The sequence below is a fragment of the Hymenobacter ruber genome, assembly GCF_054783255.1.
Genome location: NZ_BAAGQX010000002.1, coordinates 365,519 through 392,303, shown reverse-complemented (window position 1 = coordinate 392,303; position 26,785 = coordinate 365,519). Strand labels below are relative to the sequence as shown.

Here is a 26,785-nt window from a genome sequence, read left to right as displayed (position 1 = left end):
TACCCGGCTGATATCTTTACCCATCCGAGGCGGCGGCGATAATTCCGGGCCGGGGATTCTGCATGAATAAACACGTTTTTGCCGGCTTGCTGCCGCTGCTGCTGGCGGGCCCGCTGGCGGCCCGGGCCCAGGCCAACCCCACCCAGCCCTGGGGCACCTGGTTTATCGGCACGCTGATACTTCCGGGCACGGCCGAACACAAGCTGGGCGGCTACGCGGAGGCCCAGGCCCGCACCAACGGCCTGTTCAGCCAGTATTTCTACCACGAGCTGAAAGCGGGCGTGAGCTACGATATCGACCCCAACTTCTCGGTGCTGGTGGGCGGTGGCCGCTACGTCACGGCCGACTATCAGGACCTGAGCGCCGGCCCCTTGAACGTGGAAAAGCGCCTGTGGGAACAGCTCACGCTCACACAAATAACCAAGCGCCTGAAGCTGGAACACCGCTACCGCATCGAGCAGCGCTGGCTGGACTTTCGCAACGACAGCAGCGCGTTTCGGCAGCGGCTGCGCTACCGGCTCAACGCGTTCTACCCTCTGAATAAGCCGACCATTGCGGCGGGCACGTGGTTTCTGTCGGCTTACGACGAGATTTTTCTCAATCCGAAAGGGCCGGTGTTTGAGCGCAACCGCGTGTACGGCGGCCTGGGCTACCAGCCCACGGCGCGCCTCATCCTGCAATTGGGCTTCGTGAACCAAGCCAACTACAACCTGCCGGCCTACAGGGCGGGCCAGTTCATTCCGCAGATAAACTCGGCCAAAAACAACCTCGTGCTGGCCGTGACCTACAAGCTGGCGCGCCGCTCGGCCGTGCCGGCCACCGAGCAACTGCCCTCGCAGCAAGATTAGGAGCCTGGCGGCGTCTTTGGTTAATCCCGCTGCTGATAAAAAGGCCCGGCAAATACTGCCGGGCCTTCTGTTTTTGCGTAGAGTCCCTGAACCTAATGCAGAAAAATATGCCCAAAAAATCCGTAGCCGCCATTATTGTCGATACCCTCGTTGCCGCCGGCGTCAAGCGCGTCTTCGGCGTGGTGGGCGACTCGCTCAACGGCATCACCGACAACATTCGCACCCGCTCCGACATCGAATTCGTTGCCGTGCGGCACGAAGAGGGCGGGGCCTTCGCCGCCGGAGCCGAAGCCCACCTCACCGGCGACCTGGCCGTGTGCGCCGGCTCCTGCGGCCCCGGCAATACCCACCTCATCAACGGCTTGTATGACTGCCACCGCAGCCGCGTGCCGGTGCTGGCCCTCGCCGCCCAGATTCCCAACGTGGAAATCGGGACCGGCTACTTTCAGGAAACCCACCCCGAGCGCCTGTTCCGCGAATGCAGCCACTACTGCGAGCTGATTTCGGTGCCCGAGCAGGCCGTGCGCACCATCGAAAGCGCCGTGGCCGCCGCCCTGGGCCAGCGCGGCGTGGCCGTGGTGGTGCTGCCCGGCGATGTGGCCTATCTGGAAATTGAAGCCCCCGAAACCCTGCTGCCCACCCACGGCCGCCGCAGCGCCCTGCGCCCGTCGGAGGCCGATATTCAGCAAGCTGCTGAGGTATTGAACGCAGGCGAAAAGGTCACGATTCTGGCCGGCATCGGTTGCGCCGGGGCGCTCGATGAGCTGGTGCACACCGCCGCCGCGCTGCAAGCGCCCGTGGTGCACGCCCTGCGCGGCAAGGAGCACGTGGAGCCCGGCAACCCCTACGACGTGGGCCTGACGGGCCTGCTGGGCATGCCCGCCGCCTACCACGCCCTGATGGATGCCGACACCATCCTGATGCTCGGCACCGACTTCCCGTACCGCCAGTTTTACCCCGAGAAAGCCCGCGTGGTGCAGGTCGATATCCGGCCCGAAAACATCGGCCGGCGCACCCGCGTCGAAATCGGCTTGGCCGGCGACGTGGCCGAAACCCTGCGCCAGCTGCTGCCCCACCTCACGTCCCGCACCGACCGCGCCCACCTCGAAGAAGCCCAAAAACGCCACCGTGAGGACGACGCTCACCTCGCCGAGTTGGCCACCGGCGACGCCGGCGATACCAGCCTGCACCCCCAGCACGTAGCCCGCCTGCTGGACGAAATAGCCGCCGAAAACGCCATTTTCACCTGCGATGTGGGCACGCCCACCATCTGGGCCGCCCGCTACCTGCACATGAATGGCCAGCGCCGGCTCATCGGCTCGTTTGTGCACGGCAGCATGGCCAACGCCGTATCGCAGGCCTACGGCGCAGCCCTGGTAGAGCCCGGCCGGCAGGTCATCGCCATGTGCGGTGATGGTGGCCTTGCTATGTTATTAAGCGAACTGCTGACCATCCGCCAGCACAAAATCCCGGTCAAAATCATTGTCTTCAACAACTCCGCGCTCAGCTTCGTGGAGTTGGAAATGAAGGCTGCCGGCATCATCGAGTACGGCACTGAGCTCGACAACCCCGATTTCGGCGCGCTGGCCACCGCTGCCGGCCTCAAAGGCTTCCGCGTGAGCGACCCTGCCGACCTGGAAAGTGTGCTGCGCCAAGCCCTGGCCCACGATGGCCCCGCGCTGGTGGATGCCGTGGTGAAGCGCCAGGAACTGAGCATGCCGCCCAGCATCGAGGCGAAGCAGGCGGCGGGCTTTGGCCTGTATGCGCTGAAAGCGCTGATGAACGGGCGCGGCAGCGAGCTGCTGGAAGTGGCGAAAACGAACCTGTTTCGGTAGACTGTAGCGCGGACTTTGCAGTCCACGTCCCTGAACGTTCATCATCAAATCGGCGTGGGGACGCGGACTACAAAGTCCGCGCTACAGAAACCCAAACCCCGCTCGGGGTGTTAAATTTGGCCCTGCAACCCTAGCGGCGGCCGTTTCGCATCCATGACCAACAAAGAAATAAAAGCCCTAATCTCGCTGCTCGACGACCCGGAAATCGCGCCGCAAATCCAGGACAAAATTCAGAACCTGGGCGAGAGCATCATCCCTTTTCTGGAGGAGTCGTGGGAGGAAACGCTTGATAGCCAGCAGCAGCACCGGCTCGAGGACTTAATTCACCACCTGCAGTTTGAGGGTTTGCAGCAGCGCCTCAAAGTGTGGCGCGAAGCCGGCGCTACCGACCTGCTCGAAGGCATGTGGCTGCTGAACACTTACCAGTACCCCGACGCCGATTACCAGGCCCTGAACCGCGCCATCGAGCAGCTCCGCTTCGAGGCCTGGACCGCCCTGCGCCCCGAAATGCACCCCGCCGACCAGGTGCAAACCCTGAATTACGTGATGTTCCGGCAGCACAAGTTCGCGGCCAATACCCAGCACTTCCACTCGCCAGCCAACTCCATGCTGCAGCGCGTGATTGAAACCAAGCGCGGCAATCCACTCACGCTGTGCGTGATTTACCTGCTGGTGGCGCAGCGCCTCAATTTGCCGGTGTTCGGGGTGAACCTGCCCAATTTGTTTGTGCTCACTTTCCGTCCCGAGCTGCCGGGGGCCGAGCCGTTCTACATCAATTGCTACAACCGCGGCCTGGTGCTCTCGCGCACCGATATTGAGCATTACGTGTCGCAGCTCAACATCACCTCAAACCCCATTTTCTACGAGCCCTGCTCGCACCTCGATATCGTGCGCCGCGCCATGCGCAACCTGCAAATGAGCTTCGAGCGCCTGCAGGAGCCAGTGAAAGCGGCCGAAGTAGCGGTGCTGCTGAGCATTCTGGAGTAGTAGAAAAAAGGAGTAGGGTGCGGGGCTTGCCCCCGCCCGTCGTTGAACAGCTGTTATGTCGGCACCAACGATGGGCGGGGGCAAGCCCCGCACCCTACTGCGTTTTGTGTTGCAGAAGCGGCGTTTTGTGTAGGCCCAGACACGCACTCGCCACGGACCTTTGAGATACCAAAAATCCTCAAAACCAATCGCAACACGACAACTGAAATCAAACGCGTCGCCCTCGGCAGCCAGGGCCTGGAAGTGCCTGTGGAAGGCCTGGGCTGCATGGGCATGACGGCCGGCATCGACGGCATGAGCGTGTACGGCGAGGCCGATGAAACCGAAAGCTTGGCCACCCTGCACCGCGCCCTGGAACTGGGCGTGAACCTGCTCGACACCGCCGACCTCTACGGCCCCATGCTGAATGAGCGGCTGGTGGCCAAGGTGCTGCCCGGCCGCCGCGCCGACATTATTCTGGCCACCAAATTCGGCTTCGAGGTGAGCGACGGGGAGAAGTTCACCGGCAAGCTGAACGGCCGGCCCGAGTACGCCCGCAAATCCATCGAACGCTCGCTGCGTAACCTGGGCACCGATTACGTGGACCTCTACTACCTCCACCGCCTCGACCCGAACACCCCCATCGAAGACAGCGTGGGCATGATGAGCCGCTTCGTGGAGGAAGGCAAAGTGCGTTTTCTGGGCCTGAGCGAAGTGTCGGGCGACATCCTGCGCCGGGCGCACGCCGTGCACCCCATCACGGCCCTGCAAACCGAGTATTCGCTCTTCGATAGGGGCGTGGAGGAAACCGGCGCGCTGCAGGCCGCCCGCGACCTGGGCATCGGTTTCGTGGGCTACTCGCCGCTGGGCCGGGGCTTTTTGTCGGGCGATATCAAAACGCCCGACGACTTCGAGCCCAACGACTCGCGCCGCTGGTTTCCGCGCTACCAGGGCGCGAACTTCTACAAAAACCTGGCGCTGGTGGAGAAGCTGCAAGCCCTGGCCCAGGCCAAAGGCGTGACCGCCGCGCAGCTGGCCCTGGCCTGGGTGCTGGCGCAGGGCGTGGTGGCCATTCCCGGTACCAAGCGCCGCAAGTACCTGGAGCAGAACGTAGCCGCCGCTGGCATCGTGTTGAGCCCGACGGAGCTGACCGAGCTGGAAGCCATTATGCCGGTGGGCAGTCCGGCGGGCGCAGCGTACCCGGAAGGGTTTTAAAAGCACGGGTACCCCGAATTGACATTTCGGGGTACTCGTGCTTTCGGCGGTACTTGCACCCGAATTAACCCCGCATTTATGACCAACTTCGTAGGCTGCCGCACCCTGGAAATAGTTGATGCCGAACTGAACCTGACTTTCCCGCTGCTGGTGCTGTACCCCAGCCGCACGCCCGGCCACCCCGAAGCCATCGGCCCCTACACCCTTGATGTTGCGCTGGATGCGCCCATCGCGCCTGGCCCGTTTCCGCTGGTGCTGATTTCGCACGGCACCGGCGGCACGCCGCTCACCCACCGCCTGCTGGCGCATTTTCTGGCCCGCCACGGCTTCGTGGTGGGCCTGCCGCGCCACCACGCCAACCACCGCGACGACAACTCCTGGCACAACACGCCCGATAACCTCGCGGCCCGGCCGCGCCACCTCAGCTTGGCCATTGATGGGCTGCTGTCGGGGTTTGGCGCGGCTGTGCGGCCTGACTGGGTGGCCGTGATTGGGCACTCGCTGGGCGGCTACACGGCGCTGGCCCTGGCCGGTGGCTTGCCGGGCTCGCTCCCACACGAGCATGCCGATGGCACGCCGCAACCCATCCCCGTGGTGGCCGATGCGCGGGTGCGGGCACTGGTGCTGCTGGCCCCGGCCACCGTCTGGTACCGGGCGGCGGCGGCGCTGCGAAACGTGCGGGTGCCCATTCTGCTCATGATGGGCGAAAAAGATGAATGGACGCCCGATTTCCATGCCCAAATCGTGCTAAATGGCGTGCCCGACCGCCAGCAGGTGCAGCACCGCATTGTTGCGAATGCCGGCCATTATTCCTTTTTCAGCCCGTTTCCGCCGGAACGTACCGGCCCGACATTCCCCCCTTCGCAGGACCCGCCGGGGTTCGACCGGATGCAGTTTCAGGGCGAGTTGCAGGCCGAGATTCTAACGTTTCTGAAGCAGCAGCTGCCGTTTGAAGTTGCGGCAAGTGTATAAATAGTCTGTCATCCTGAGCGGAGCGAAGGACCTTCTCACGGCTGAATAGTTGGCATTGGATTAGACTGGCGCAGCCGTAAGAAGGTCCTTCGCTGCGCTCAGGATGACAGAAGAAAACAAAACCATCCATGAAACAGCCGCCCGCCGAAATCCGCGTGCTGGAAACCGTCACGGACTACACCCGCCTGTGCGGGCTGCCGGCGCCGGCCCATCCGCTGCTTACCATCATCGACTTGGAGCAGACCCGGGGCAACGTGCTGCCCGCCAAGCTGACGCCGGTGCTCCAGCACTTCTACACCGTTTGGGTCAAGAAAAACCTGAAGGGCAAGGTGCACTACGGCCATCAGTCCTACGATTTTGGCGAGGGCGTGATGGGTTTCCAGGCGCCCGGGCAGGTGTTTGCCATCGATGCCACGCTGGATATCTCCCAAATCAGCGGCTGGATGGTGGTGTTTCACCCCGACCTGCTCCGCAAGTATCCGCTGGGCCAGAAAATTACCGGTTACGGCTTCTTTTCCTACGCCGTGCACGAGGCCTTGCACCTCTCGGCCCAGGAAGAAACGGCCCTGGATGCGCTGCTGGATAACATTCGGGCCGAGTACAACCGGCCCATCGATGCCTTTAGCCAGGACGTGCTAGTGTCGCAGCTCGACGTGCTGCTCAATTACGCCAACCGCTTCTACCACCGCCAGTTCCTCACCCGCCGCAGCCCCGAGCACGACCTGCTCAGCCGCTTCGAAACGCAGCTAACCAGCTACTTCGCCGTCGATACCGAGCAGCCGCTGCCCACCGTGCAGCACTTTGCCGATGCCCTGCACGTATCGCCCGCCTACCTCAGCGACATGCTGCGCACCCTCACCGGCCAAACCACCCAGCAGCACCTCCACCAAGCCCTCATCGAGAAAGCCAAGCGCCTGCTGCTCACCACCTCGCTCACCATCAACGAAACCGCGTTTCAACTGGGGTTCGAGTATCCGCAGTATTTTACGCGGCTTTTCAAAAGCAAAACGGGGCTTACACCGGCGGCTTTCCGGTTTTCGGCGCAATAATTAGTCGTCTGTCATTGCGAGCGAAGCGCGGCAATCCGTCCTGTCAAAATCAGGCATTTCCTTCTACCAGAAAGCCTCGATACTTCGCAGTATTGGGGCTTTCTATCGTAAAACGAGCTTTGTCACATCTCAGGGTTGGTCGCATTTGAAGGACGGATTGCCGCGCTTCGCTCGCAATGACAGCCGATTACCGGCAATGACAGGCGACATCTTACCGCTTAATCAAACACCCGGCGGCACGCTTGTCGGCCACGCCGGCGGGGCGGCCGGCCAGCACGTTATCGAGCACCTGTTTCAAATAAGGTTGCTGCACGCTGCTGGCTACCTGTGGGTTATCATCAATTGCGCCGCGGTAGCGGATGGCGAAACCGTTGCCGGCTGGCTCCAGCACCACAGCCTCGGCGGTTTTGGTTACGCCGAGCAGGCCGGCCACCTGCTGGCTGGCATCGGTGAGGGTGGGAAGCTCGACTTCGCCGGGGGCGGCGGTGCCGGGCGCATCGAGGTTGATGGGCACGTTGATGAACAGAAACTGCACGCCCCGGCCGCGGTAAGTGCTGCTAAGCGAGGCCAGCCGCTCCTGGTAGAGGCGCGAAAAGGCGCAGGCCGGGTTCAGAAACACCACCACCACAGCCTTGTTCTGAGCGTAGCTTTTCAGGGCCACGTCGGCATTGGCGGCGGTTTTCAGGGTGAAATCGGTGACGGTGCCGCCGCCTTGGGCGCGGGCTACGCCCACGGCGAGCGTGACGGCCAACAGGGCCACGGCGGTCAGAATAGAAATGCGACGGAAAGACATGGCGGTAAGGTAAGACAAAACGGCGCGGCGCAACATGCTCGCGGCTACCCGGCGGGTTCGTGGCAATACGTGAGCACGTAGCCGGGTGCGGGTTGGGTATAGCAAATGCGGTGCCGCGTCTCGGCCCCGCCCAGCACTAACGTAGCGGGGATTTCACCGGATGTTTGCGGATTAAATTCCTGAAGCAGCAACTGTTGGCGAAAGATAATGCCGCGTTGGGCGGCCAGCTTGTACAGGGATTCTTTGGCGCTCCAGAGCAGGGTATAATGCGTGTCGGCAGCTACCTCGGCGGTGGCGGCGCGGGCGTGCGCCCACTCATTTTCAGCCAGAAATTTTCCGGCCAGCCGCTGGGCTTTGTCGCGGATAAGCTCGATGTCGACCCCGGCCCGACCGCCCTGGGCCAGCACAGCCGCCGCCCATTCGCCGGAATGCGATAGCGACACCACCGCATCGGCGGGCGCGCCGGCCAGCCAGGGGCGGCCGGTGGCGTCGTTCTGCACCAGGGTTTCGGACGGCAGGGGCGTGGGCAATTCCCCGAACAGCGCGTGGGCCAGCTGGCGGCCGGCCAGCCACTGCGCCTGACGCTTCGCATCGGCGGTAGCGGGCAGCAGCGCCTGGTACGCATCTGCATTGGGCAGGGTGGCCCACAGGTCCTCAGGTGTTTCGGTGAGGTGCCAAAGCCCCAGCACGGCGGTAGGGGAGAGGCGCTGGATGGAGTGCAGGGGCATGGTGGGATTAGTAAGTAGAGGAGCGGGAAGTATCTGTCATCCTGAGCGCAGCGAAGGACCTTATCACAAGCGAATGGTTTGCAATAGTCTAACCGGCGCAAACGTGATAAGGTCCTTCGCTGCGCTCAGGATGACAAATGGCACCACTTTCAAGCGGCCCCACTTCCAAACAAAGCTACCTTTGCAGCGTCCGTATGTCCGAAATATTCCGCCCGCCCGTTACCCGAATTGCCACCCTCGCCGGCCACCGCGATGCCGTGTACGCCCTTACGGGCGGCCCCGCCAGCCGCGTTTTTTCCGGCAGTGCTGATGGCATGGTAGTAGGCTGGGATGCCGCCGAGCCTGAGCGCGACGGCGAGCTGCTGGCCCGCGTCGAGAATTCGGTGTATGCCCTGCGCCACCTGCCAGAACTCGATTTATTGGTGCTGGGGCACAACTTCCAGGGCATTCAGGCCATTGATTTAGGCCAAAAACAACTGGCGCACGCCACGGCGCTGCCGCCGGTGGCCATCTTCGAAATTGTGGTTTCGGCCAGCCGGCAGCGGGTATATGCCGGTCTGGCCGATGGCACCCTGGCCGTGTTGCGTCTGCCCGATTTCCGGCTGGAAAAACTGTTGCGCATCACCGACAAAAGTCTGCGCACGCTGGTCCTGCACGAAGAGCGCGGCGAGCTGGTCATCGGCAGCTCTGACCACCTGACCCGCGTGCTGGACCTGGATTCGCTGGAAACCAAGTACACCCTGGGCGAAAGCACCAATTCGGTGTTTTCGGTGGCCTTTTCGCCCGATGGCGCGCACCTGCTCACGGCTGGCCGCGATGCCCAGATTCGGCGCTGGGACGTGGCTGCTGGCTACGCCCTAGCCGATACCGTGCCGGCCCACATGTACACCATCAACCACCTGGCCTTTAGCCCCGATGGCCGCTACCTGGCCTCGTGTAGCCTCGATAAGAGCATCAAGCTCTGGGACGCGGCCACGCTCACGCTGCTGCGCGTGCTCGACCGCGCCCGCTCAGCCGGACACGGCACGTCGGTGAACCGGCTGGTTTGGCCGGGCAACCAAAACCGGCTAGTTTCGTGTAGCGACGACCGCAGCCTTGCCGTCTGGCAATTGGTAATGAGGAATGAGGAATGAGGAATGAAAAATGAGGAATTAAGCCAATTCAGGCTGTTTCCCACTGTTTTTCCCTCGCGTTAATTCTTCATTCCTCATTCTTCATCCCTCCTTGCAACAATGAAACTTACCGCCCTCGATATCCGCCAGAAAACGTTTGAAAAATCCTTTCGCGGGATTGATAAGGACGAGGTGCAGGCCTTCCTGACCACTATTTCGCAGCAGTGGGAGCGCATGGGCGACGAAAACCGCGAGCTGCGCCTCAAACTCGAACACGCCCAGCAGGACGTGCAGAAGATGCGCGAAGTGGAAAGCAGCCTCTACCGCACCCTGAAAACGGCCGAAGACACCGGTAACAACATCACCGAGCAGGCCCAGCGCGACGCCGACCTGCGCATCCGCGAAGCCCAGTTTCAGGCCGAAAGCATCCTGAGCGAAGCCCGCCAGCGCGCCCGCGAAGTGGTGGACGGCGCTTATCAGCAGGCCGAAAAAACGGTGTCCGACATGCAGCGCGAAGTAGGCGGCCTGGGCCAGGAGTGCCAGCGCCTCGAGCAGCAGCTCGACGGCCTTGTGCGCGACCTGCACCACCTGGCCTCCGATGCGTTGGAAAAAGTGGAAAAAGCCCGCAACCGGCCCAAAGGCGGCACGGCGGCCATCCTTTCGCGCGCGGCCCGCGTACAGGTAGAGCGGCCCAAGGAAGCCGCCGCCGAACCCACGCCCGAAACCCCTGCCGCCATGCAAGTCACTTCCTCTTCCGCCGTTTCATCGGCCTCGGCTGTTGCTGCCGCCACGCCTGCTGCTTTCGCGCCCACGTCGTTGGGCCGGGCCGAAGAGGCGTTGGAGCGCGCCGCCCAAACCACCGGCTACAACCCCAAGCCCGGCCAGCAGCCCGACCCCGGCGCGCCCGCCCAGAACCCGCACCCCGAAATTGAGCGCCCCGGTGCCCCGGCCGAAAACCCCGGCATCTCGCCCGCTCCGCACATCGACCCGCCCGCGCCTTCGCAGGTGCCCGAGCCCAACCCGCCCTACGTGCAGCCGCCCTCGCCCGATATCCAGCCGGTGGCGCCCAACCACCCCGAAATCAACCAGCCCTCGCCCGTGACGCACCCCGGCCAGCCCGGCATGGCGGCCGCCGCTCCGGCCGAAGCTGCGGTGGGGGAGAAGTCATTTTTCGACGAAATCTAGCCCGCTGAGTTGACGGATTGCGCAGATGCAGCAATCGATAAAAGAAACAGGAAAGCCTGCCCCTTGAGGGCGGGCTTTCCTGTTTTATGGGGCAACCTTTGCAGCAACGCCTTCATCGGGGCGGCCAGAGTCACGGTCGCTTGCCGATGCACACGCGGCGCGCATCCACCAATTCACGAACCCCCCAAATCCACCACATGGGCCAAATTGCACTCGAAGGGCTGGAGTTTTTCGCCTTCCACGGCTACTATGATGAGGAGCAGAAAATCGGCAACAAATACGGCGTCGACCTCTACATCAAAACCGATTTGCTGGCCGCTGGCGAGTCCGATAAGCTGCAGCAGACGGTGAATTACGAGGTATTGTACCGCCTCGTGGCCGAGGAAATGCGCGCCCCCGCCCGCTTGCTGGAACATGTAGCCCACCGCGTGCTCGACCGCATCACGGCCGAGCTGCCCGGCGTGCGCAAGGTGAAAATCAGCGTCAGCAAGTTCAACCCGCCGCTGGGCGGCATCTGCCATCGCGCCCGCGTCACGCTGACGAAACGACGGCAGCAGGAGAGCTAACTATTGCCCGCTGTAGAGACGCATACTTGCGTCTCCCGTTGGACAGTGCAAACCAAACCACATACCTTTGGCTGAAAATTAATTAACTGTTTAACAGTTAATTACCATTATTCAAGGCGTAAATACGAAATAATTCGTAGATATATCTTGCAACTACGAAGGTATTCGTATAATCTTTGCCTCATCCTACGAAATAATTCGTAGTAAACTCGTATCTTTCGACATGAGCAAAGCACCGCCCCCCAAACCTACGGATTCCGAGCTGGAAATCCTGCACGTGCTCTGGCAGCACGGCCCCGCCACCGTGCGGGCCATCAACGACCACCTGAGCCAGCGCCGCCAAGCGGAGGTGGGCTACACCACCACGCTCAAGATTTTGCAGCTGATGCTGGAAAAGGCGCTGGTGCGGCGCGACGATGCCGACCGCAGCCATGTGTACCGCGCCGCGGTGCGCGAGCAGGAAACCCAGGGCCTGCTCCTCGACAAGTTCGTGGACGCCACTTTCGGCGGCTCGGCCCTGAAGCTGGTGATGCAGGCCCTGGGCAGCCGCCAGACTTCGGCCGACGAGCTGGCGCAAATCCGCCGCCTGCTGAACGACATTGAAATCCAAAACTCCACCCCTAATTCTGACGACGATGACCACGCTTGAGCAATTCGTTTCGCCCGCCCTTACGCGGGCGCTGGGCTGGACCTTGCTGCACTCGCTGTGGCAGGGCGCGCTGGTGGCGGCCGTGCTGGCCGGGGCGCTGCTGCTGCTGCGCCGCCAGCGGGCCGAGGTGCGCTACGCGGCCTCGGCCGGGGCGCTGGGCGTGGTGGTGGCGCTGGCCGGCATCACGTTCGGGCTGTATTTTACTTCGAACCCAGCACAAGACGTGCTGTTGCGCCCGGGCACCGTTAAAACGCAACAGCTTGTGCCAATGAAGCAGGCTGAGTCTTCGGCAACGGGCATTTCGGTGGCTTCGAAAGGAGCAGAAAAAGCGGTGACAACCGTCACCAATGCTGTGCAATTGCGTCAGGCGGCAGCTCCTGCCGTCAGCTCAGTGGCCCACTCGGCCAGGCCCGCTTGGCTGGCTACGGGCCTGCGGTATTTCGATAAAAACCTGCCGCTGCTGGTGGTGGCGTGGCTGCTGGGCCTGCTGGCCATGAGCCTGCGCATGTTGGGCGGCCTGCTATATGTGCAGCGGCTGCGGAACTACCGCGTGCGCCCGCTGCCGGCCCTGTGGCAGGAGCGGCTGGCCGCGCTGGCTGCTCGCAGCGGCGTGAAGCGGCCGGTGGCGCTGCTGGAATCGGCACTGGTGCAAGTACCGCTGGTGGTGGGCCACTTGCGGCCCGTGATTCTGCTGCCGCTGGGCACGGTGGCGGGCTTATCGCCGGCTTGTCTGGAAGCTATTCTGGCGCATGAGCTGGCCCACGTGCTGCGCCGCGATTACCTCGTGAACCTACTGCAAACCGTGGCCGAAGTGCTGTTTTTCTACCACCCGGCCGTGTGGTTTATGGCCAGCTGCGTGCGCACCGAGCGCGAAAACTGCTGCGACGACACCGCCACGGCCCTCGTGGGCGGCGACCCGCTCCGGCTGGCCCGCGCCCTCACCGCCCTGGCCGAATGGAGCCAGAGCGCCGTGGTGCCCACGGCCCCACGCCTTGCCTTAGCCGCTATGAACCGGCCCGGGGCCCTGCTGATGCGGGTGCGCCGCCTGGTGCAGCGCCGCCCCGCCGCCCCCACCATGGCCGAAGGCCTGATGGCCGGTGCGCTGGTGCTGGGCGGGCTGGGCCTGCTGGGCGGCAGCGTGGCCCTGGCCGGCCCACTGGCCGATACCAACCACGTAGCCAAGCCGGCGGCGTTTGATTGGCAAACCGGCCCCACGCCGCCCGCCAAAGCCGCCGGCGTAGCCGATACCAACAAGCACACCTCCACCACGACTACCACCAACACGACCACCGCGACTTCGCCCGGCCAGCCTACTGAGGTGCGCCGCGAAATCACGGTTATCAAGGACGGGGCGGGCCCGGCTGATGAGGATTTGCGGAACGAAGACGGCCGCCCCCCGCGCCGGAAGCGTGAGCAGCGCCGCGTTATCATCAACGGCCAGGAAATGGGGCCGATGCCCTTCGCCGGCAACCCCGGCACGGTGGTGGTGACCAAGGATAAAAAAGGCCGCCTGACGGACCTCGTGGTGAACGGCCAACGCGTGGAGTCTGCCATTGGTAAGCCCAAAAAGAATAAGGGCCAGCAGGTTGAAATCATTCAGATTGCTCCGGCTCCTGACATGCGCGGCTTTGCGTTCCGCACCGATGGCGGCGACATGGAGCGGCACATGGAGCGCAACCTGCGGCGGAAAGTGGAGGCGGAGAAGGAATTCAACCGCAACTTCAACCGGAATTTTCAGTTCGATTTCCCGGGTATGAACGGGCCGATGGATGGCGCGTTCCGGATGGCCCCCGGTGGGTCGGTAAACCGCGTGTACCGCCTGAAAACCCTCAACGGCGGCCAAGACCCCGAAACCAGCCGCGCTACCCTGGATGCCCTGCGCGGGGCCGAGCGCGGCCTGCGCACTGCCGCCGCCACTAAGGGCCTGAGCGCCACCCAACGCAAGGAAATCAACCGAGAGCTGGAGAAAGTGCGCGTGCAGCTGAAACAGGCCGAGAGTACAGCCTCCTCGAGCCGGCAGCTGCGCATGAATGGCGACCAGGACCCCGAAATGCGGGTGCACCAAAAGCTGATGCTGGAGCACAACCAGCTCATGCAGGAGCATCAGCAGGAAATACAGGAGCGCCGGCAGGAAATCAAGGAGCGCATCCGCGAGTCGCAGGAGGAAATGCAGGACCTGGAGCAGACCGACCGGGACCGGGCAATGGCCGAACGGGACCGTGACCGCGCCGACAACGACCGCCTCCTGGCCGAACGGGACCGCCGCCAAGCCGACCGTGACCGCGCCCAGGCCGACCGCGACCGCCGCCGGGCCGACCGTGACCGCGACCGTGCCGACCGTGACCGCAAGCTCAACGAGGGCCTGATTGACCAGCTGCAAAAGGATGGGCTCATCAAGGATAAGGATAATTTCCAGCTGCGCCTCACGCCCACCAGCATGACGGTGAACGGCAAAGACCAGTCCTCCAAAGTGCGCGACAAGTACCTGAAGCTCTACGCCGAAGCCAACGGCCGCGCGCTGAGCGGCAACGACGTGATGGTCATTCGCCGCAACGGCCGCAACGATTCCAGCTTCAATATGAGCCCCGGGCCGCGCCCGCCCCGGCCGCCGCGCGCGCCCCTGGCTCCGTTGGCCGCGCCGCCGGCCCCGCCGATGATGGATATGCCGGCCCCGCCCGCGCCCCCGGCCCCTCCCCGCGTCGACACGGAAGAGCTGCGGAATGAGCTGCGCAAGGATGGCATTCTCGGCGTCACCGAGAAAAACCTTCAGTTCCAGCTCAACAACTCGGGGCTGACGGTGAACGGCAAAAAGCAGTCGGACGAGCTGGCGGCTAAGTACCGCAAGCTCACCGGCCACGCCGAGGATAAGAAATTTAATATGTCGATTTCGACCCAGGAATAGGGGAGAAGGAAGCGCAAAAAAGCCGGTTTTTCTCAGGAGAAACCGGCTTTTTTATGCCCGCTTTTTCCTGAATCATCCGCCAATCTGGCTGCCTGCAAGCAACTATCCTACCTCATTTCGCATCTCTTGGCCCCTCCGAAAGCCATTCTTTTCGGACGAATACTATGCGTTGTTTTTTACTGCTTTGTTGGCTGAGTCTATTCATTGGGGTGGCCCGGGCCCAGAAAGCGCCAGCCGCCGCGTCCGCCGCTACCGATGCCGCCCGCCCCGCTCCCAAGCGCCAGCTCCAGGCCACGCGCATCAGCACCCCGCCCAAGCTCGACGGCCTGCTTGACGAAGCTGTGTGGCAGTCGGCCCCCATCGCCACCAATTTCTACGAGCTGGAGCCCACGCCCGGCCCCATCGAAAAACACCCCACCGAAGTGCGCGTGCTCTACGACGACGCCGCGATTTACGTGGGGGCCATCATGCACGACGTGTCGCAGGATTCCATTTTTCGGGAGTTGAGCGCGAGGGACAATATTGGCAATTCGGACTGGTTCGGAGTGTTTTTCGATACCTACAACGACCACCTGAACGGCTACGAGTTCATCCTGACTTCGGGCGGGGTGCAGCTTGATGCCCGGCAGTCGCCCACCAACGGCGAGGACGGCTCCTGGAACGCCGTGTGGGACTCGCGCACCGCCCTGCGCGGCAACGACTGGATTGCCGAAATCCGCATTCCTTACTCCGCCATCCGCTTCAGCAAGGCCACCGAGCAGGTGTGGGGACTGAACTTTGGCCGGCAGCGGCGCAGCTCCCGCCAGAAGTTTTTCTGGAATGAAGTGAAACCACAGGTCGACGGCTTCGTGAACCAGTGGGGCGAGCTCACCGGCCTGCGCGACCTTAAGCCGCCGCTGCGCCTCTCGCTCACGCCCTACGTGTCGGCCTACGTAAACCACTACCCCTACAACGAGCAGGGCAAGCAGAACACCACCACCACCTTCAACGGCGGGGCCGACGTGAAGTGGGGCATCAACGAAAGCTTCACCCTGGATGCCACGCTGGTGCCCGATTTTGGCCAGGTGCAGAGCGACAATCAGGTGCTCAACCTCTCGCCCTTCGAGGTGCAGTACAACGAAAACCGGGGCTTTTTCACCGAAGGCACCGAGCTGTTCAACAAAGGCGGGCTGTTCTACTCGCGGCGGGTGGGGGCGCAGCCGCTGGGCTTTGGCAGCGTGGGCGACCAGCTGCGCACCGGCACCACCGACCAGGACGGCAAGCGCCACGCCGGCGAGTTCATCGTGCAAAACCCCGGCATCACGCGCCTGCTCAACGCCACCAAAGTATCGGGGCGCACCAGCAAGGGCCTGGGCGTGGGCATTTTCAACGCCGTGAGCAACGACGTGTACGCCACCGTGCAGGACAGTACCACCGGCCAGCGGCGCGACATCCTCACCCAGCCGCTGAGCAACTACAACATCGTGGTGCTCGACCAGAGCCTCAAAAACAACTCCTACGTTAGCCTGGTGAACACCAACGTGACGCGGGCCGGCGCCACCTACGACGCCAACGTGACCGGCGGCCTCTTCAAATTCGCCAACAAAGCCAACTCCTACGCCATCAACGGCCGCGTGGTGTACTCCAACCGCCGGGGCAAAGCCTTCGGCCTACAGGACGAGGTTTCGGACCGCGACGGCTACAAATACTACCTGAACTACGGCAAAATCTCGGGCAAATTCACCTGGAACATCGACCACGGCATCGAGTCGCACTCCTACAACCCCAACGACCTGGGCCTGCTCTTCGCCAACAACAACATCTCGCAGTCGGCCAACGCCAGCTACAACATCTACACGCCCTTCTGGAAGGTCAACAAGCTCTACACCTACGGCACCGTGGCCTACTCACTGCTGGAGCGCCCCATGCTCTACCAGGACATGGGCGTGTACCTGGGCGGCAACACCACTTTCACCAAAAACTTCCTCACCACCGGCATCAACCTCGACGCCGCGCCCCTCACCCGCGACTACTTCGACCCGCGCCGCGCGCCGCTGGGCAAATACTACGTGCGCAAACCCGCCAATTTTGGCGTCAATGGCTTTTTCTCTTCCGATTACCGCAAGAAATTTGCCTGGGACCTCAATTACGGGGCCCGCTTCTTCAGCGCCGACGGCAACCGCCCCGGCCGCAATACCTACGCCCTAAGCCTGGGCCCGCGCTACCGCGCCAGCAACCAGCTCAGCTTCGTGTACTCCATCAGCTACGAGCTGCGCCGCAACCAGATTGGCTACGCCGGTGGCCTCGATACTTCCGACTCCACCGATGCGCCCGTGTTTCGCCGCTTCGGCGGCGACCAGGGCGACGTGCTGCTGGGCCGCCGCCACGTCACCACCTTCACCAACACCGCCACGGCCACCTACACCTTCACCAACCGGATGTCGTTCAACATCCGGCTGCGGCACTACGTGAGCAACGTGCACTACCGCGACTTCTCCCGCCTGCACCCCGACGGCGTCGAAACCCCCGAACCCGCCTACACCCGCAACCGCGACAACACCTTCAACGCCTTCAACATCGACGCCGTCTATTCCTGGTGGTTCGCGCCCGGCTCCCAGGTCAGCATCGTCTGGAAAAACGCCGGTGCGTCCTTTTTCGAAGCCAACGCCGCCACGCCTCTCTATTTCGACAACCTGAATAACACCATCAACACCCCGCACAATAATTCGGTGTCGGTGAAAGTGCTGTATTATCTGGATTACCTGGCCCTACGCCCGCGGCGTGGGTAGCAGCAGTTATTTTGGCTGTTTGTGTTTCTGCCATTCGTTGATGGCTGTATTGAAAAATGCTAACGTTTCTTCCTGATTCGGGCTGATGAATACATTGAATGTTTGCCCATTATTTTTTACAATCGACAAATAAGATGCTGCTGTCAAATCCTGTGACAAATCCACGGTTTTGATGGTGTCGATTTCAGCGTAGTAGGCGGAGTTAATAGATGTCTTTTGTTTGTTTCTGTCATCTATCCAATAGGAGGCGATTCGCTTATCTGTGAAATAACTTCCAGATGTCTTGAGGCTTCCTAATTTTCCTGCATGGGTTTCAAACAAAATAATTCGCTCCTTTTTGTCTAAAATACCGAGCTCTTGGATGTAATTAATTTCAGCATTTGACAGGTTTTCGCCAGTTCTAATGTGACTACAAGATGATGCTCCGAGCAAGCTTATAAAGCTGAGAATGATTATTGGAAATGAAGGATTCATTTGTTGAAATAGGGTTGAAAGAATTCTTAATTATTGTCAACTAACGACTAATCTCCGCCAGTAGCCACGCCCGCGCATCTGGCCCGGCGGTTTGGGCCACCACTTCCAGAAATGCGGCCGTGGTGCTCACCTGCCGGGCCGCTGTGGCCGCCAGCACTTCTACAAATGGCCCCGTGCCCAAGCGGGCGTGCAGGGACGCCAATATCAGCGTGCCCTTGTTGTAGATGACGCGGCGATACATCGGGTAGTCGTATTTGGTGCGGTCGAAACCCAGCAGGGGCGGGGTGCCGGCGATGGTAGCAGCGCGTTTGGCCAGCTCGGTGCGGTAGCCGGCGGTGTCGCCGCTGGTTTGCAGGTAGAGCAGGCTCGAATACGTGGCGAAGGCCTCGTTTAGCCAGTCGTTATCGTCGTGCACCGAGCCATACCCCCACCACTTGTGGCTGATTTCGTGGGCCAGAATCAGCAAATCGCCGCGGTCGGCGGTGTTGAATTCTGAATAGGTGATGACCGTGGCATTGGCCAGCAGTCCGAAGGCGTCGCGGTTGGTGCCCGGCAGAAAAACCGTGAAGTGCCCAATGGAGTCCTGCCGCCCGATGGTGCGGTTATAGAAGCCGATAATGCCCGCCGTCTGGCGCAGCAGCACCGAATCGGGCCGCGCCAGCGCCGGGCCGGCCTTGGCCACGCCCACCAACGGCCGCGCCCGCGCCTGGCTGCGCGCAAAATGCGGCCCCACCAGCGCCGTGATTTCAATGGCACTGGTGCGCCCCCGAAACGTCCAGCGCTCGGGCCCGTGCCGGCGCGAAGCCGTGGTGCTCAGCACCGCGTAGCCGGGCGGCGTGTGCACCTCCAGCGCATAGCGCACCGGCTCGTACTCGCGCCGCGGTCGAAACGGCAGCCAGCCCGTGTGCCCGCTGAGCTCCATTACCTGCGCCGTAAAAAACTTCTCGGTCAGCACCCCGGAATAGGTGAGCGTGATGCGCCGGGCCCGGTGGCTGCGGGCCGCGTAGCGCACCTGCACACATTGCATGGTGTCACCGAAGAAGGGATAAAACACCCGCGCCACGCGCTGCTGTCGGGCCTGTGGGGCCTGCACGCGCACGATGCGAAAGCGGCGGTCCAGGTTGAGGGCCAGGGTGGTGGCAGTGTCGCCGGCCGGCACCGTGAGGGTATAGCGGCAGGTGAAGGCGTGCGTAGCGGGCGTAACCCGCACCTGTAGATGCACCGCTGACTCCGGCTGGCTGGCCCGGGCACTGCCGAAAGAACTTAGAAAAAGCAGCAGCAGAAAAAACTTCATGCGTGGCAGAAAAGCGGTGGGAAAGGCCCGGCAAGCTACGGACAATCAGAAATAGGGGCCGCAGCCGAGGCATTTAACGTCGGCCCCGGCCCCTTCCGGCCGCGTAGCTAACGCGTTGTTCATGGACTGGTCCGGACCTTTGCCCGCGTACCATCCGCTGCTCCCCGTGCCCGAAGCCCCCTCGCTGTACCAACAAACCCTCACCTGGCTCGACCAACGCATTATTCGCCGCCTCTACACCGAGCGGGTGCGCAAGCTGATTCTGCAAAGTCTGCCGTTCTGGCTAGCCTCGTTTCTGGTAGGTTTGATGGCCGTGGGCTACGAAAAGCTATTCGTTTGGGCCGAGCAGCTTAGCTTCAGCTGGCTGCGGCAGCAGCCGTTGCTGGCATTTGGGCTCACGCCGCTGGCCTTTTTGCTGGCCTGGCTGGTGGTGCAGCGGTGGGCGCCGGCGGCGCGGGGCAGCGGCATCCCGCAGGTCATGGCCGGCATCGAGCTATCGAACCCCATTCACCACACCCGCACGGTGCACCTACTGGGCCTGCGCGTGGCCATCGTGAAGGTGCTGAGCAGCGTGATTCTGCTGCTGGGCGGCGGCGTCATCGGCCGCGAGGGACCCACCATTCAGATTTCGGCCGCCATTTTCCGGGCTATCAACCGCCTCCAACCCGCCAGCTGGCCCCAGCTCTCGCGCCAGATTGCCCTGGTTACGGGCGGCGCGGCGGGCTTGGCGGCGGCTTTCAATACGCCCCTGGGCGGCATCGTGTTCGTGGTGGAGGAGCTGACCCAGATTCACCTGTCGCGCTTCCGCATGGCCGTGTTCACGGCCGTTATCATCGCCGGGCTTACAGCGCAGCAGTTTCTGGGGCCGTACTTGTACCTCGGCTACCCCAAAATCACCTCGCCTGGCGGCTGGTTCACGGCCACCATTATGCTGGTGGCCGTGCTGTGCGGGCTGGCCGGGGCCGTGTTTGCCAAAACCCTGCTCTGGCTGGGGAATTTTCGCAAACGCTTCGTTTCGCTGCCCGCCCAGGCCGGCTGGGTGCTGGGCTGCGGGCTGCTGCTGGCCGCCCTAGCCTACGCCGTGGGTGTGGATGGCGTGGGCACCGGCAAGCCCATCATCAACCGGCTGCTGTTTCAGAACGACGGCCTCACGGCGTGGTACCTGTTCCCGGCGCGCTTCGTGGGCATGGCCCTGAGCTACAGCAGCGGGGGCGCGGGCGGCGTGTTTGCCACCTCCCTCAGCGCCGGCGCCTTGCTGGGCGATGGCATCGGGCAGGTGCTGGGCGTGGCCGTGCCCGACCGCAACCTGCTCATTCTGGTGAGCATGGTGGGCTTTCTGACCGGCGTGGTGCGTTCGCCCTTCACGGCCGCCATCTTGGTGCTCGAAATGACGGACCGCCACGGGGCCATCTTCCAGCTGCTGCTCGGCGGCTTGCTGGCCCAGGGCATCGCCGCCGTGGTCGACCGCCACTCGCTCTACGAGCACCTCAAAACCGGTTTCATCCGCGAAACACTCGACCAGCGCCGCGAGCCCGCCACCTCACTCTTCTACGAGATATAAGCGGCCCTTCACGCCCCGACACCACACGAACCGTTCGGAATCGGGCACCTGCCCGGCTTTGAACGGTTTTTTGCGTTTCTAAGCAGCGGTTTATTGAGATATGATTTTGATTTTTAATGAGTTGAAAAAATGGCATAGTGATGGGAGTTAGTATAGTGCCCCCGGGTCGCAACCGTTCGGAACCGGACACCGGCCGTGGGACACCACATCCATTCTCCACCTTTTTTCGCTTGTTAACATGAACTTCTCCGCTCACTTCCGCCCCGCCATTCTCGCCCTGTCCACCGTGGTTGGTTTCGCCGCTCAGGCCCAGCAGCCGCAGCCCGTGCAGGTCACCCAGCCCGATGCCGCCAGCCTGCGTGTCCGCATCTACAACGCCTTCAGCCGGCCCATCTCCATGCGGGTCGAAAACCTTGGCACCGCCACCACCATCCTCAACGAAACCCACCGCCTGCCCGCCTACGGCACCCGGCTCAAGTTCAACACGCTGCCCAGCGGCCGCTACGCCCTCACCCTCCGCGTGGGGCCCGACCGTTACCGCTACACCATCCAGGTCGAGAACAAAGTGCCCGGCGCGGCCACCATCGCCGTGCGCGAAACCACCACGCACCGCGTCGAAAACGGCCTGGCCGCCCTCTAAGCCGCCCCTGGCCCGCTACAGTCCCAGCAACTCCTCGGCCGCCGCGAAGGGCGTGAGCTGGCCGGCGGCCACGGCCGCCTGCACCGCCGGCAGCCGCTCCCGCACCCTGGCATCGGCATAAAAGCGCGATTCCAGGGCCTGCGCGATGCTTTGGTGCAGCCACTGCAACTGCTGCTGCTGCCGCCGCTGCCCGAAATAGCCACTGGCGCGGGTGGCGGCGGCATAGTTTTCAATCACCTCCCACACCTCCCCAATGCCCGTGCCGTCCACCGCCGAGGTGAGCAACACCGGCACCACCTGCCCCGACGGCGGCGCCGGAAACAGGTGCAGCGCGCTTTGGTAGTCCACTTTGGCGCGGCGGGCGGCCTGCTCGTTGCCGTGGTCGGCTTTGGTAATGCACAGGGCGTCGGCCATTTCCATGATGCCGCGCTTCACACCCTGCAGTTCGTCGCCGGCCCCGGCCAGCATCAGCAGCAGGAAGAAATCGACCAAGCCGTGCACCGTGGTTTCGGACTGGCCCACGCCCACCGTTTCCACAATAATGACGTCGTGGCCTGCTGCTTCGCACAGCAGCAGAGCCTCGCGCGTGGCCCGCGCCACCCCGCCCAGGCTGCTGCCGGCGGGGGAAGGGCGGATGAACGCCGCTGGCTGGGCCGAAAGCCAGGGCATCCGCGTCTTATCCCCCAGAATGCTGCCGCCGCCGCGCTGGCTGCTGGGGTCCACGGCCAGCACGGCCAGCTTCAGCCCCTTGGTTTCGACCAAAAACCGGCCCAACGCCTCAATAAATGTGCTTTTGCCCACGCCCGGCACGCCCGTGATGCCCACCCGCAAGCTGCGCCCGGTGTGCGGCAGCACCGCCTGCAGCACTTCCTGGGCCAGGGCGTGGTCGCTGGGCAGCGTGCTTTCGACGAGGGTAATGGCGCGGCCCAGCACCGTGCGGGAGCCGGCCCGGATGCCAGCGGCGTATTCGGCGGCGGAAAGGCGTTTGGGTGGCAATGTTTGGGCGGTTGGCGTTAGCTTGCAAATGCAAAGAACGGGCGTTTCGACAATCAGTACGGCCATGAGGCGCGAATAGTCGACGCTACCGGCGCGCTGGCCGACTGCAGTTGGGCGGGCGGGCCGGCGCTGGGTTCTTTGCGTCCGCATCCTCGCCACCCCTTAGCGTAATTCTGCATGAAAGTCCCTTACTGTCTCTTATCACTGGCCGCCGGGCTCGCCCTGCCCGCCACCGCCTTCGCCCAAAATGAGCTCAGCAACTTCTCGGCCACGGGCCGGGGCGGCGTTATCAACACCTTTGCCACCGACTACCAGGCCATCGGCATCAACCCCGCCAACCTGGGCCGCAGCACCAACTTCCGCGTCGCCTTCACCATCGGCGAAGTGGGGGCGGGCATCGGGTCGCAGTCGCTGAGCAAAACCACCTTCAAGCACATTCTCTACGACGGCAGCCAGAGCATCGGCCCCGCCGAAAAAGCCACCCTGGTCGACCAGCTCAGCGGCGACAACGTGCTCAACCTGAACCTCGACACCAACCTGTTTGGCTTTGCCGTAACGCTGCCCAACGGCCTGGGCGGGCTGGCTTTCAGCAGCCGGCAGCGCATCGGTGGCCACCTGGCCCTCAACCGCAACGCCGCCGACATCATCATCAATGGCCAGAACGCCGCCGTGGTGAAGCAGTATTACCCCACGCCCAATACCAGCGGCACGCCCACGCCCACGGCGGCCAATGCGCCGCTCATTTCCACGGTGCTGGATGGCACCAGCATTCAGGCGGCCGTCACCAACGAATTTAACGTGGCCTACGGCATTCAGGTGTTTCATAATGATGGCCTTAAGGTGTCGTTGGGCGCCGGCTACCGCTACATTCAGGGCATCGGCATTGCCGATATTCGGGTGAGCGGCGGCAACCTGACGGCCTACACGTCGCTCTCGCCGGTGTTCGATGTGGACTACGGCGCGCTGGCTACCAACGCGTCCAACTTCAACTACGAGTCGGGCTCGGGCCTGAAACCGGTGGGCCACGGCAACGGCTTCGACGCTGGCGTATCGGCCGAAATCGGCAAAATATTCCGTTTCGGCGCATCCGTGACCGATATGGGCTCGATGACCTGGACCGGCAACGTGCTCGAAGCCTCCGACCAGAAGCTCCAACAAACGGCCTCCACCGGTGTGCAGACCTACAACGTGTTCAAGGAAATCAGCTCGCAGTTCGATACCGACAAGCAAAACCTCTTCACCTACACCACGGCCAAGGAGCGCACGGCCGCCCTGCCCGCCAAGCTGCGCCTGGGCGGCGGCATCCGCATCAACAAATTCTTCGAAGCCGGCCTCGACGTCACCGCGCCCCTCAACAAGGTGGCCGGCAACCTCACCACCACTTTCGTCGGCTTGGGCGTCGACTACAAACCCCTCAACTGGCTGAAACTGAGCAGCGGCTTCACCGGCGGCGCGGGCTACGGCAAGAGCCTGCCGCTGGGCCTCACCATCGTGTCACCCATCTGGGAAGCCGGCATCAGCACCCGCGACGTGGTGGGTCTGTTCAGCGAAGACTCGCCGTATAGCTCGGTGGCTTTCGGCGTGCTGCGTTTCAAGATTGGAGCCAGCGAGTAGCCGGTGGATTGAGGTGGGACTGTCATCCTGAGCGCAGCGAAGGACCTTCTCACGTTGTTCCGAATCATGCGGGCGTGAGAAGGGCCTTCGCTGCGCTCAGGATGACAGCCTTACCCTTCTAATTCGGCACCACTACAAACGCCGGCAAACCCAGCTTGCTGCGGCGGCCACCCAGCTTCAGGCCTTCGTCTACGTACTTGCAGTCCTTGCCCAGGGCGTTGGGCTGCTCGATAACGCCGAGGTTGGGGTTGTCCTCGCGGGCCACGTAGATGCGGCCATCCGGCCCGAGCTGGAGCGCCCCGATTTTGCGGTTGGCCGACTTGCCAACCAGCGTTTTATCCTTCGTTTTGAGGTCGAACTGCCAGATTTGAGTTTCGCCGCCGCCGGTGCCGTTGCAGGTGCCGTACACCTTCGTGCCATCGGGCGAAAACTCCACGCCATACGCCTCGGCAAAAGGCCCGAAGCTGCGCGGGTTGCTCACCTTGCCGGTATTGCGGTCAAAATCATAGATTTCAAACTTGTTGGTTTCGCGCCAGAGAGCGGCCGCCAGGTGCTTGCCATCGGGCGAGAATTTGAGCGCGCCAATGGCGTTGCGGCCGGGGCCGGCGTTCATGCTGCCCACGTTGCTCATCAGCGGCTTGGCCGATACGCCATCGGCCGTGACGAGGTAGCTCACGAAGGCGTTGGAGTTCCAGCGGTGGGCCACCACCCAGGTGTCGCGGCCGTTGGCGTGGCGCACGGCGGCCAGCTTTTCGGCCACCGGCTGAATGAGCAGCAGGTTCACCCGGGGCAGGTCGCCGAAGCCGTCGTCGCGGGTCATGTCTACTATGGAGTAGCGCAGGCCGTTGGGCGTGCCCTGCGGCGCTACCGTGAAGATGTAGAACACGTTGCCCGAGCCGGGGTCGGGCACGATGAGGGCCGACTGGGTGCTGCTGCCGCTGCCCATCAGCTTGCGGCCGTTGGGCATGGGCTGGTGCTTGCGGTTCCACACGGTTTCGCCGTTGGTGTAGAAGAGCAGCTCGCCCTTGGCAGTGGTGGCCACGGCGCAGCCCTCGTAGGTGCTCATCTTGCCGTCGTTCAGGGGCTTGGGCGTGTTGCTATCGGCAAAGGTGAGGCCGGCCTGCTGGCCGAAATACCAGATGTCGGTGGGGCGCTGGGCACGGGCCGCCAGGGTGAGCAGCAGCGGCAGCAGGGCAAGCAAAAGGCGTTTCATGGGCAATGGAGGCAATTGGTAATGCGGAGTTAACGAAAAAACCGTGCCGGGTGGTGTAGCATTACAAGCGGCCCGGCAAATCCTCTGCCAGCCTAACTGGGCGCGCCAGCAGCAGCAACAGTACGCCCAGCAACCCCAGCGGCGGCAGGAAATACAGGAAATGCAGCCCCGCCGGGTTGCCCAGCGCCAACGCAAATCCATTGAGCGGTAGCAGCAAAGGCAGCATTAACACCAGCAGCCCCCACTGCCACCGGCGCGACAGGAAACGACCAAAAAGCAGCAGCGGCAGCAGCAGAATGGCATCGTAATACAAGTGGTAGGTGGTGAGCAGCGTGAGCGTACTCAGCACCAGAAACAGCTGCCAGTCAGTCAGCAACACCTGCTGCCGCCGGAGCCACAGCAGCCGCAGCCCGGCGGCCAGCCATAGTGCCCCGTGCAGTACCGCATGCCAGGGACTGCTGCCAGGGCGCAGCCATTCCAGCACGTTGCCCAGCTCCAGGCGCAGCGTCAGGCCCTGGGTGAGGGGATAGTCAGGGTCGGCAGGGTCGAAGGATTGGGCGCGGACCTGGGCCACCAGGTTGTGGTAGGTGGGCAATAAATCGGCTGGATAATCGGCCCAACAGAATGCCACCGCACTCAGTAGCGCCACTACGGCGGCGGCCACGGCCAGCGTCAGCCACTGCTTTTTCCAGAGAAACCACGCGGCAAACGGTAGGAGCAGCGTGACTTTGAAAGCAGCCAGGCCCAGCAGAATCCCGGCCAGAATTGATTGCCAAAGCGGTTTTGTGCCCGCAATTTGTGAGACTGGTGCAGCTTCGGAAATGACTGTCGCCGGTTGTTCAATTATAGTGTCGTTGCCAGCAGCAGCAGGCTGCATCCCGCGGCCCACCGCCAGCGCCCCCACGCCCAGCGCCAGCGCCGCAAACGTGGGCTGGCCGGTGAGCAGGGCCGGTACCGTGCCTTTCAGCGCCACCGCCGCCAGCAGAAACTGCCACCACGGCAGGGTATCAGGCTTTTTGACGCGCAGCGCTTTGGGCCACAGCTTTGCCAGCAGCACCAGGCTTAGCAGGGCCAGCGCGTACCACAACGGCCACGCTAGCGAATAGGGCAGCCGGCCGATGGTGAGCCCAAATAGCCCCGCCGCCCACGGCGGGTAAAGAAAGGGCAGGTTGGGCAGGCCCGGTTGGGTGCGGCTGCGGATGTTTTCCTGCCGAATGATGCGCTGCCAGCCGCTTTTGAGCGTGGCATCGTTGTAGGGGTTCTGGCCCTGGCGCAGCACGGCCTGGCCCACGTAGCAGGTACGGAAATCCATGGGCCGGTCGGCATCCGGGCGGGGCTCGCGCAGCACGCGGCTGACGTTGAACAGGGCAATTAAAACCAGAAAGAGCAGGAATAAGCGCGGCAC

The 26,785-nt window shown here is 63.0% G+C and carries 22 protein-coding genes; 15 read left to right on the top strand and 7 right to left on the bottom strand.

Annotated elements, in window-relative coordinates; genetic code table 11:
• The first annotated feature begins 62 nt into the window (after positions 1 to 62).
• From ACYVM5_RS02280 to ACYVM5_RS02255, 6 genes are all read left to right on the top strand, one after another.
• Positions 63 to 848 carry a DUF2490 domain-containing protein gene (locus ACYVM5_RS02280; protein ID WP_460616562.1) on the top strand — a complete coding sequence of 262 codons (786 nt, stop codon included), beginning with the start codon at positions 63 to 65 and terminating at the stop codon, positions 846 to 848.
• 107 nt (positions 849 to 955) lie between these two features.
• Complete coding sequence (gene poxB, locus ACYVM5_RS02275; protein ID WP_460616561.1) at positions 956 to 2,683, top strand: ubiquinone-dependent pyruvate dehydrogenase; 1,728 nt, start codon at positions 956 to 958, stop codon at positions 2,681 to 2,683.
• A gap of 153 nt (positions 2,684 to 2,836) precedes the next feature.
• Positions 2,837 to 3,670 carry a transglutaminase-like domain-containing protein gene (locus ACYVM5_RS02270; protein ID WP_460616560.1) on the top strand — a complete coding sequence of 278 codons (834 nt, stop codon included), beginning with the start codon at positions 2,837 to 2,839 and terminating at the stop codon, positions 3,668 to 3,670.
• A gap of 243 nt (positions 3,671 to 3,913) precedes the next feature.
• Positions 3,914 to 4,864: an aldo/keto reductase gene (locus ACYVM5_RS02265; RefSeq protein WP_460616559.1), complete on the top strand. Its 951-nt coding sequence runs from the start codon at positions 3,914 to 3,916 to the stop codon at positions 4,862 to 4,864.
• A gap of 78 nt (positions 4,865 to 4,942) precedes the next feature.
• Positions 4,943 to 5,836, top strand: a complete 894-nt coding sequence (locus ACYVM5_RS02260) for an alpha/beta hydrolase family protein (protein WP_460616558.1) — start codon at positions 4,943 to 4,945, stop codon at positions 5,834 to 5,836.
• A 128-nt stretch (positions 5,837 to 5,964) separates the two neighbouring features.
• On the top strand, positions 5,965 to 6,885 hold the full coding sequence (locus ACYVM5_RS02255) for a helix-turn-helix domain-containing protein (protein ID WP_460616557.1): 921 nt from the start codon (positions 5,965 to 5,967) through the stop codon (positions 6,883 to 6,885).
• A 211-nt stretch (positions 6,886 to 7,096) separates the two neighbouring features.
• Here ACYVM5_RS02255 and ACYVM5_RS02250 read toward each other — a convergent pair whose 3' ends face one another.
• Both ACYVM5_RS02250 and ACYVM5_RS02245 read right to left on the bottom strand, forming a co-directional pair.
• The gene (locus ACYVM5_RS02250) at positions 7,097 to 7,678 is read right to left on the bottom strand and encodes a redoxin domain-containing protein (protein WP_460616556.1); all 582 of its coding nucleotides are present in this window, start codon (positions 7,676 to 7,678) and stop codon (positions 7,097 to 7,099) included.
• Between the two features lie 44 nt (positions 7,679 to 7,722).
• On the bottom strand, positions 7,723 to 8,406 hold the full coding sequence (locus ACYVM5_RS02245) for a 4'-phosphopantetheinyl transferase superfamily protein (protein WP_460616555.1): 684 nt from the start codon (positions 8,404 to 8,406) through the stop codon (positions 7,723 to 7,725).
• A gap of 194 nt (positions 8,407 to 8,600) precedes the next feature.
• On the opposite strand from ACYVM5_RS02245, the gene ACYVM5_RS02240 reads away from it, so the two are divergent.
• The 6 genes from ACYVM5_RS02240 to ACYVM5_RS02215 all read left to right on the top strand — a co-directional run bounded on the left by ACYVM5_RS02240 (position 8,601) and on the right by ACYVM5_RS02215 (position 17,588).
• A complete protein-coding gene (locus tag ACYVM5_RS02240) occupies positions 8,601 to 9,539 on the top strand; it encodes a WD40 repeat domain-containing protein (protein ID WP_460616554.1) in 939 nt (312 codons plus the stop codon).
• A 99-nt stretch (positions 9,540 to 9,638) separates the two neighbouring features.
• The gene (locus tag ACYVM5_RS02235; protein WP_460616553.1) at positions 9,639 to 10,703 is read left to right on the top strand and encodes a DivIVA domain-containing protein; all 1,065 of its coding nucleotides are present in this window, start codon (positions 9,639 to 9,641) and stop codon (positions 10,701 to 10,703) included.
• Between the two features lie 197 nt (positions 10,704 to 10,900).
• Entirely contained in the window at positions 10,901 to 11,269 is a 369-nt protein-coding gene (gene folB / locus ACYVM5_RS02230; protein WP_460616552.1) for a dihydroneopterin aldolase, read from the top strand.
• Between the two features lie 223 nt (positions 11,270 to 11,492).
• Positions 11,493 to 11,918: a BlaI/MecI/CopY family transcriptional regulator gene (locus tag ACYVM5_RS02225; protein WP_241937221.1), complete on the top strand. Its 426-nt coding sequence runs from the start codon at positions 11,493 to 11,495 to the stop codon at positions 11,916 to 11,918.
• Positions 11,905 to 14,820 carry a M56 family metallopeptidase gene (locus ACYVM5_RS02220; protein ID WP_460616551.1) on the top strand — a complete coding sequence of 972 codons (2,916 nt, stop codon included), beginning with the start codon at positions 11,905 to 11,907 and terminating at the stop codon, positions 14,818 to 14,820. Before ACYVM5_RS02225 ends, ACYVM5_RS02220 begins: the two co-directional genes overlap by 14 nt.
• A 164-nt stretch (positions 14,821 to 14,984) precedes the next feature.
• Entirely contained in the window at positions 14,985 to 17,588 is a 2,604-nt protein-coding gene (locus tag ACYVM5_RS02215; protein WP_460616550.1) for a DUF5916 domain-containing protein, read from the top strand.
• Between the two features lie 6 nt (positions 17,589 to 17,594).
• On the opposite strand, the gene ACYVM5_RS02210 is transcribed toward ACYVM5_RS02215, so the two are convergent.
• Both ACYVM5_RS02210 and ACYVM5_RS02205 read right to left on the bottom strand, forming a co-directional pair.
• Positions 17,595 to 18,062: a hypothetical protein gene (locus tag ACYVM5_RS02210; RefSeq protein ID WP_460616549.1), complete on the bottom strand. Its 468-nt coding sequence runs from the start codon at positions 18,060 to 18,062 to the stop codon at positions 17,595 to 17,597.
• Between the two features lie 40 nt (positions 18,063 to 18,102).
• On the bottom strand, positions 18,103 to 19,356 hold the full coding sequence (locus ACYVM5_RS02205; protein ID WP_460616548.1) for a gluzincin family metallopeptidase: 1,254 nt from the start codon (positions 19,354 to 19,356) through the stop codon (positions 18,103 to 18,105).
• A gap of 166 nt (positions 19,357 to 19,522) precedes the next feature.
• Here ACYVM5_RS02205 and ACYVM5_RS02200 point away from each other — a divergent pair, with 166 nt between their 5' ends.
• A complete protein-coding gene (locus tag ACYVM5_RS02200) occupies positions 19,523 to 20,917 on the top strand; it encodes a chloride channel protein (protein ID WP_460616547.1) in 1,395 nt (464 codons plus the stop codon).
• 238 nt (positions 20,918 to 21,155) lie between these two features.
• Positions 21,156 to 21,557: a hypothetical protein gene (locus tag ACYVM5_RS02195; RefSeq protein WP_460616546.1), complete on the top strand. Its 402-nt coding sequence runs from the start codon at positions 21,156 to 21,158 to the stop codon at positions 21,555 to 21,557.
• 15 nt (positions 21,558 to 21,572) lie between these two features.
• Here the strand turns inward: ACYVM5_RS02195 and meaB are convergent, their stop codons facing one another.
• Positions 21,573 to 22,553, bottom strand: coding sequence for a methylmalonyl Co-A mutase-associated GTPase MeaB (gene meaB, locus ACYVM5_RS02190; protein ID WP_460616545.1), 981 nt, complete (start codon positions 22,551 to 22,553; stop codon positions 21,573 to 21,575).
• A gap of 177 nt (positions 22,554 to 22,730) precedes the next feature.
• Here meaB and ACYVM5_RS02185 point away from each other — a divergent pair, with 177 nt between their 5' ends.
• Positions 22,731 to 24,167: a DUF5723 family protein gene (locus tag ACYVM5_RS02185; RefSeq protein ID WP_460616544.1), complete on the top strand. Its 1,437-nt coding sequence runs from the start codon at positions 22,731 to 22,733 to the stop codon at positions 24,165 to 24,167.
• A gap of 118 nt (positions 24,168 to 24,285) precedes the next feature.
• On the opposite strand, the gene ACYVM5_RS02180 is transcribed toward ACYVM5_RS02185, so the two are convergent.
• Positions 24,286 to 25,380 carry a TolB family protein gene (locus ACYVM5_RS02180; protein ID WP_460616543.1) on the bottom strand — a complete coding sequence of 365 codons (1,095 nt, stop codon included), beginning with the start codon at positions 25,378 to 25,380 and terminating at the stop codon, positions 24,286 to 24,288.
• A 61-nt stretch (positions 25,381 to 25,441) separates the two neighbouring features.
• Positions 25,442 to 26,785, bottom strand: coding sequence for a glycosyltransferase 87 family protein (locus ACYVM5_RS02175; protein ID WP_460616542.1), 1,344 nt, complete (start codon positions 26,783 to 26,785; stop codon positions 25,442 to 25,444).

Coding starts and splice junctions, on each gene's coding strand:
- ACYVM5_RS02280 (WP_460616562.1), top strand. CDS start 63: ATGAATAAACACGTTTTTGCCGGCTTGCTGCCGCTGCTGCTGGCGGGC.
- poxB (WP_460616561.1), top strand. CDS start 956: ATGCCCAAAAAATCCGTAGCCGCCATTATTGTCGATACCCTCGTTGCC.
- ACYVM5_RS02270 (WP_460616560.1), top strand. CDS start 2,837: ATGACCAACAAAGAAATAAAAGCCCTAATCTCGCTGCTCGACGACCCG.
- ACYVM5_RS02260 (WP_460616558.1), top strand. CDS start 4,943: ATGACCAACTTCGTAGGCTGCCGCACCCTGGAAATAGTTGATGCCGAA.
- ACYVM5_RS02255 (WP_460616557.1), top strand. CDS start 5,965: ATGAAACAGCCGCCCGCCGAAATCCGCGTGCTGGAAACCGTCACGGAC.
- ACYVM5_RS02250 (WP_460616556.1), bottom strand. CDS start 7,678: ATGTCTTTCCGTCGCATTTCTATTCTGACCGCCGTGGCCCTGTTGGCC.
- ACYVM5_RS02245 (WP_460616555.1), bottom strand. CDS start 8,406: ATGCCCCTGCACTCCATCCAGCGCCTCTCCCCTACCGCCGTGCTGGGG.
- ACYVM5_RS02240 (WP_460616554.1), top strand. CDS start 8,601: ATGTCCGAAATATTCCGCCCGCCCGTTACCCGAATTGCCACCCTCGCC.
- ACYVM5_RS02235 (WP_460616553.1), top strand. CDS start 9,639: ATGAAACTTACCGCCCTCGATATCCGCCAGAAAACGTTTGAAAAATCC.
- folB (WP_460616552.1), top strand. CDS start 10,901: ATGGGCCAAATTGCACTCGAAGGGCTGGAGTTTTTCGCCTTCCACGGC.
- ACYVM5_RS02225 (WP_241937221.1), top strand. CDS start 11,493: ATGAGCAAAGCACCGCCCCCCAAACCTACGGATTCCGAGCTGGAAATC.
- ACYVM5_RS02220 (WP_460616551.1), top strand. CDS start 11,905: ATGACCACGCTTGAGCAATTCGTTTCGCCCGCCCTTACGCGGGCGCTG.
- ACYVM5_RS02215 (WP_460616550.1), top strand. CDS start 14,985: ATGCGTTGTTTTTTACTGCTTTGTTGGCTGAGTCTATTCATTGGGGTG.
- ACYVM5_RS02210 (WP_460616549.1), bottom strand. CDS start 18,062: ATGAATCCTTCATTTCCAATAATCATTCTCAGCTTTATAAGCTTGCTC.
- ACYVM5_RS02205 (WP_460616548.1), bottom strand. CDS start 19,356: ATGAAGTTTTTTCTGCTGCTGCTTTTTCTAAGTTCTTTCGGCAGTGCC.
- ACYVM5_RS02195 (WP_460616546.1), top strand. CDS start 21,156: ATGAACTTCTCCGCTCACTTCCGCCCCGCCATTCTCGCCCTGTCCACC.
- ACYVM5_RS02185 (WP_460616544.1), top strand. CDS start 22,731: ATGAAAGTCCCTTACTGTCTCTTATCACTGGCCGCCGGGCTCGCCCTG.
- ACYVM5_RS02180 (WP_460616543.1), bottom strand. CDS start 25,380: ATGAAACGCCTTTTGCTTGCCCTGCTGCCGCTGCTGCTCACCCTGGCG.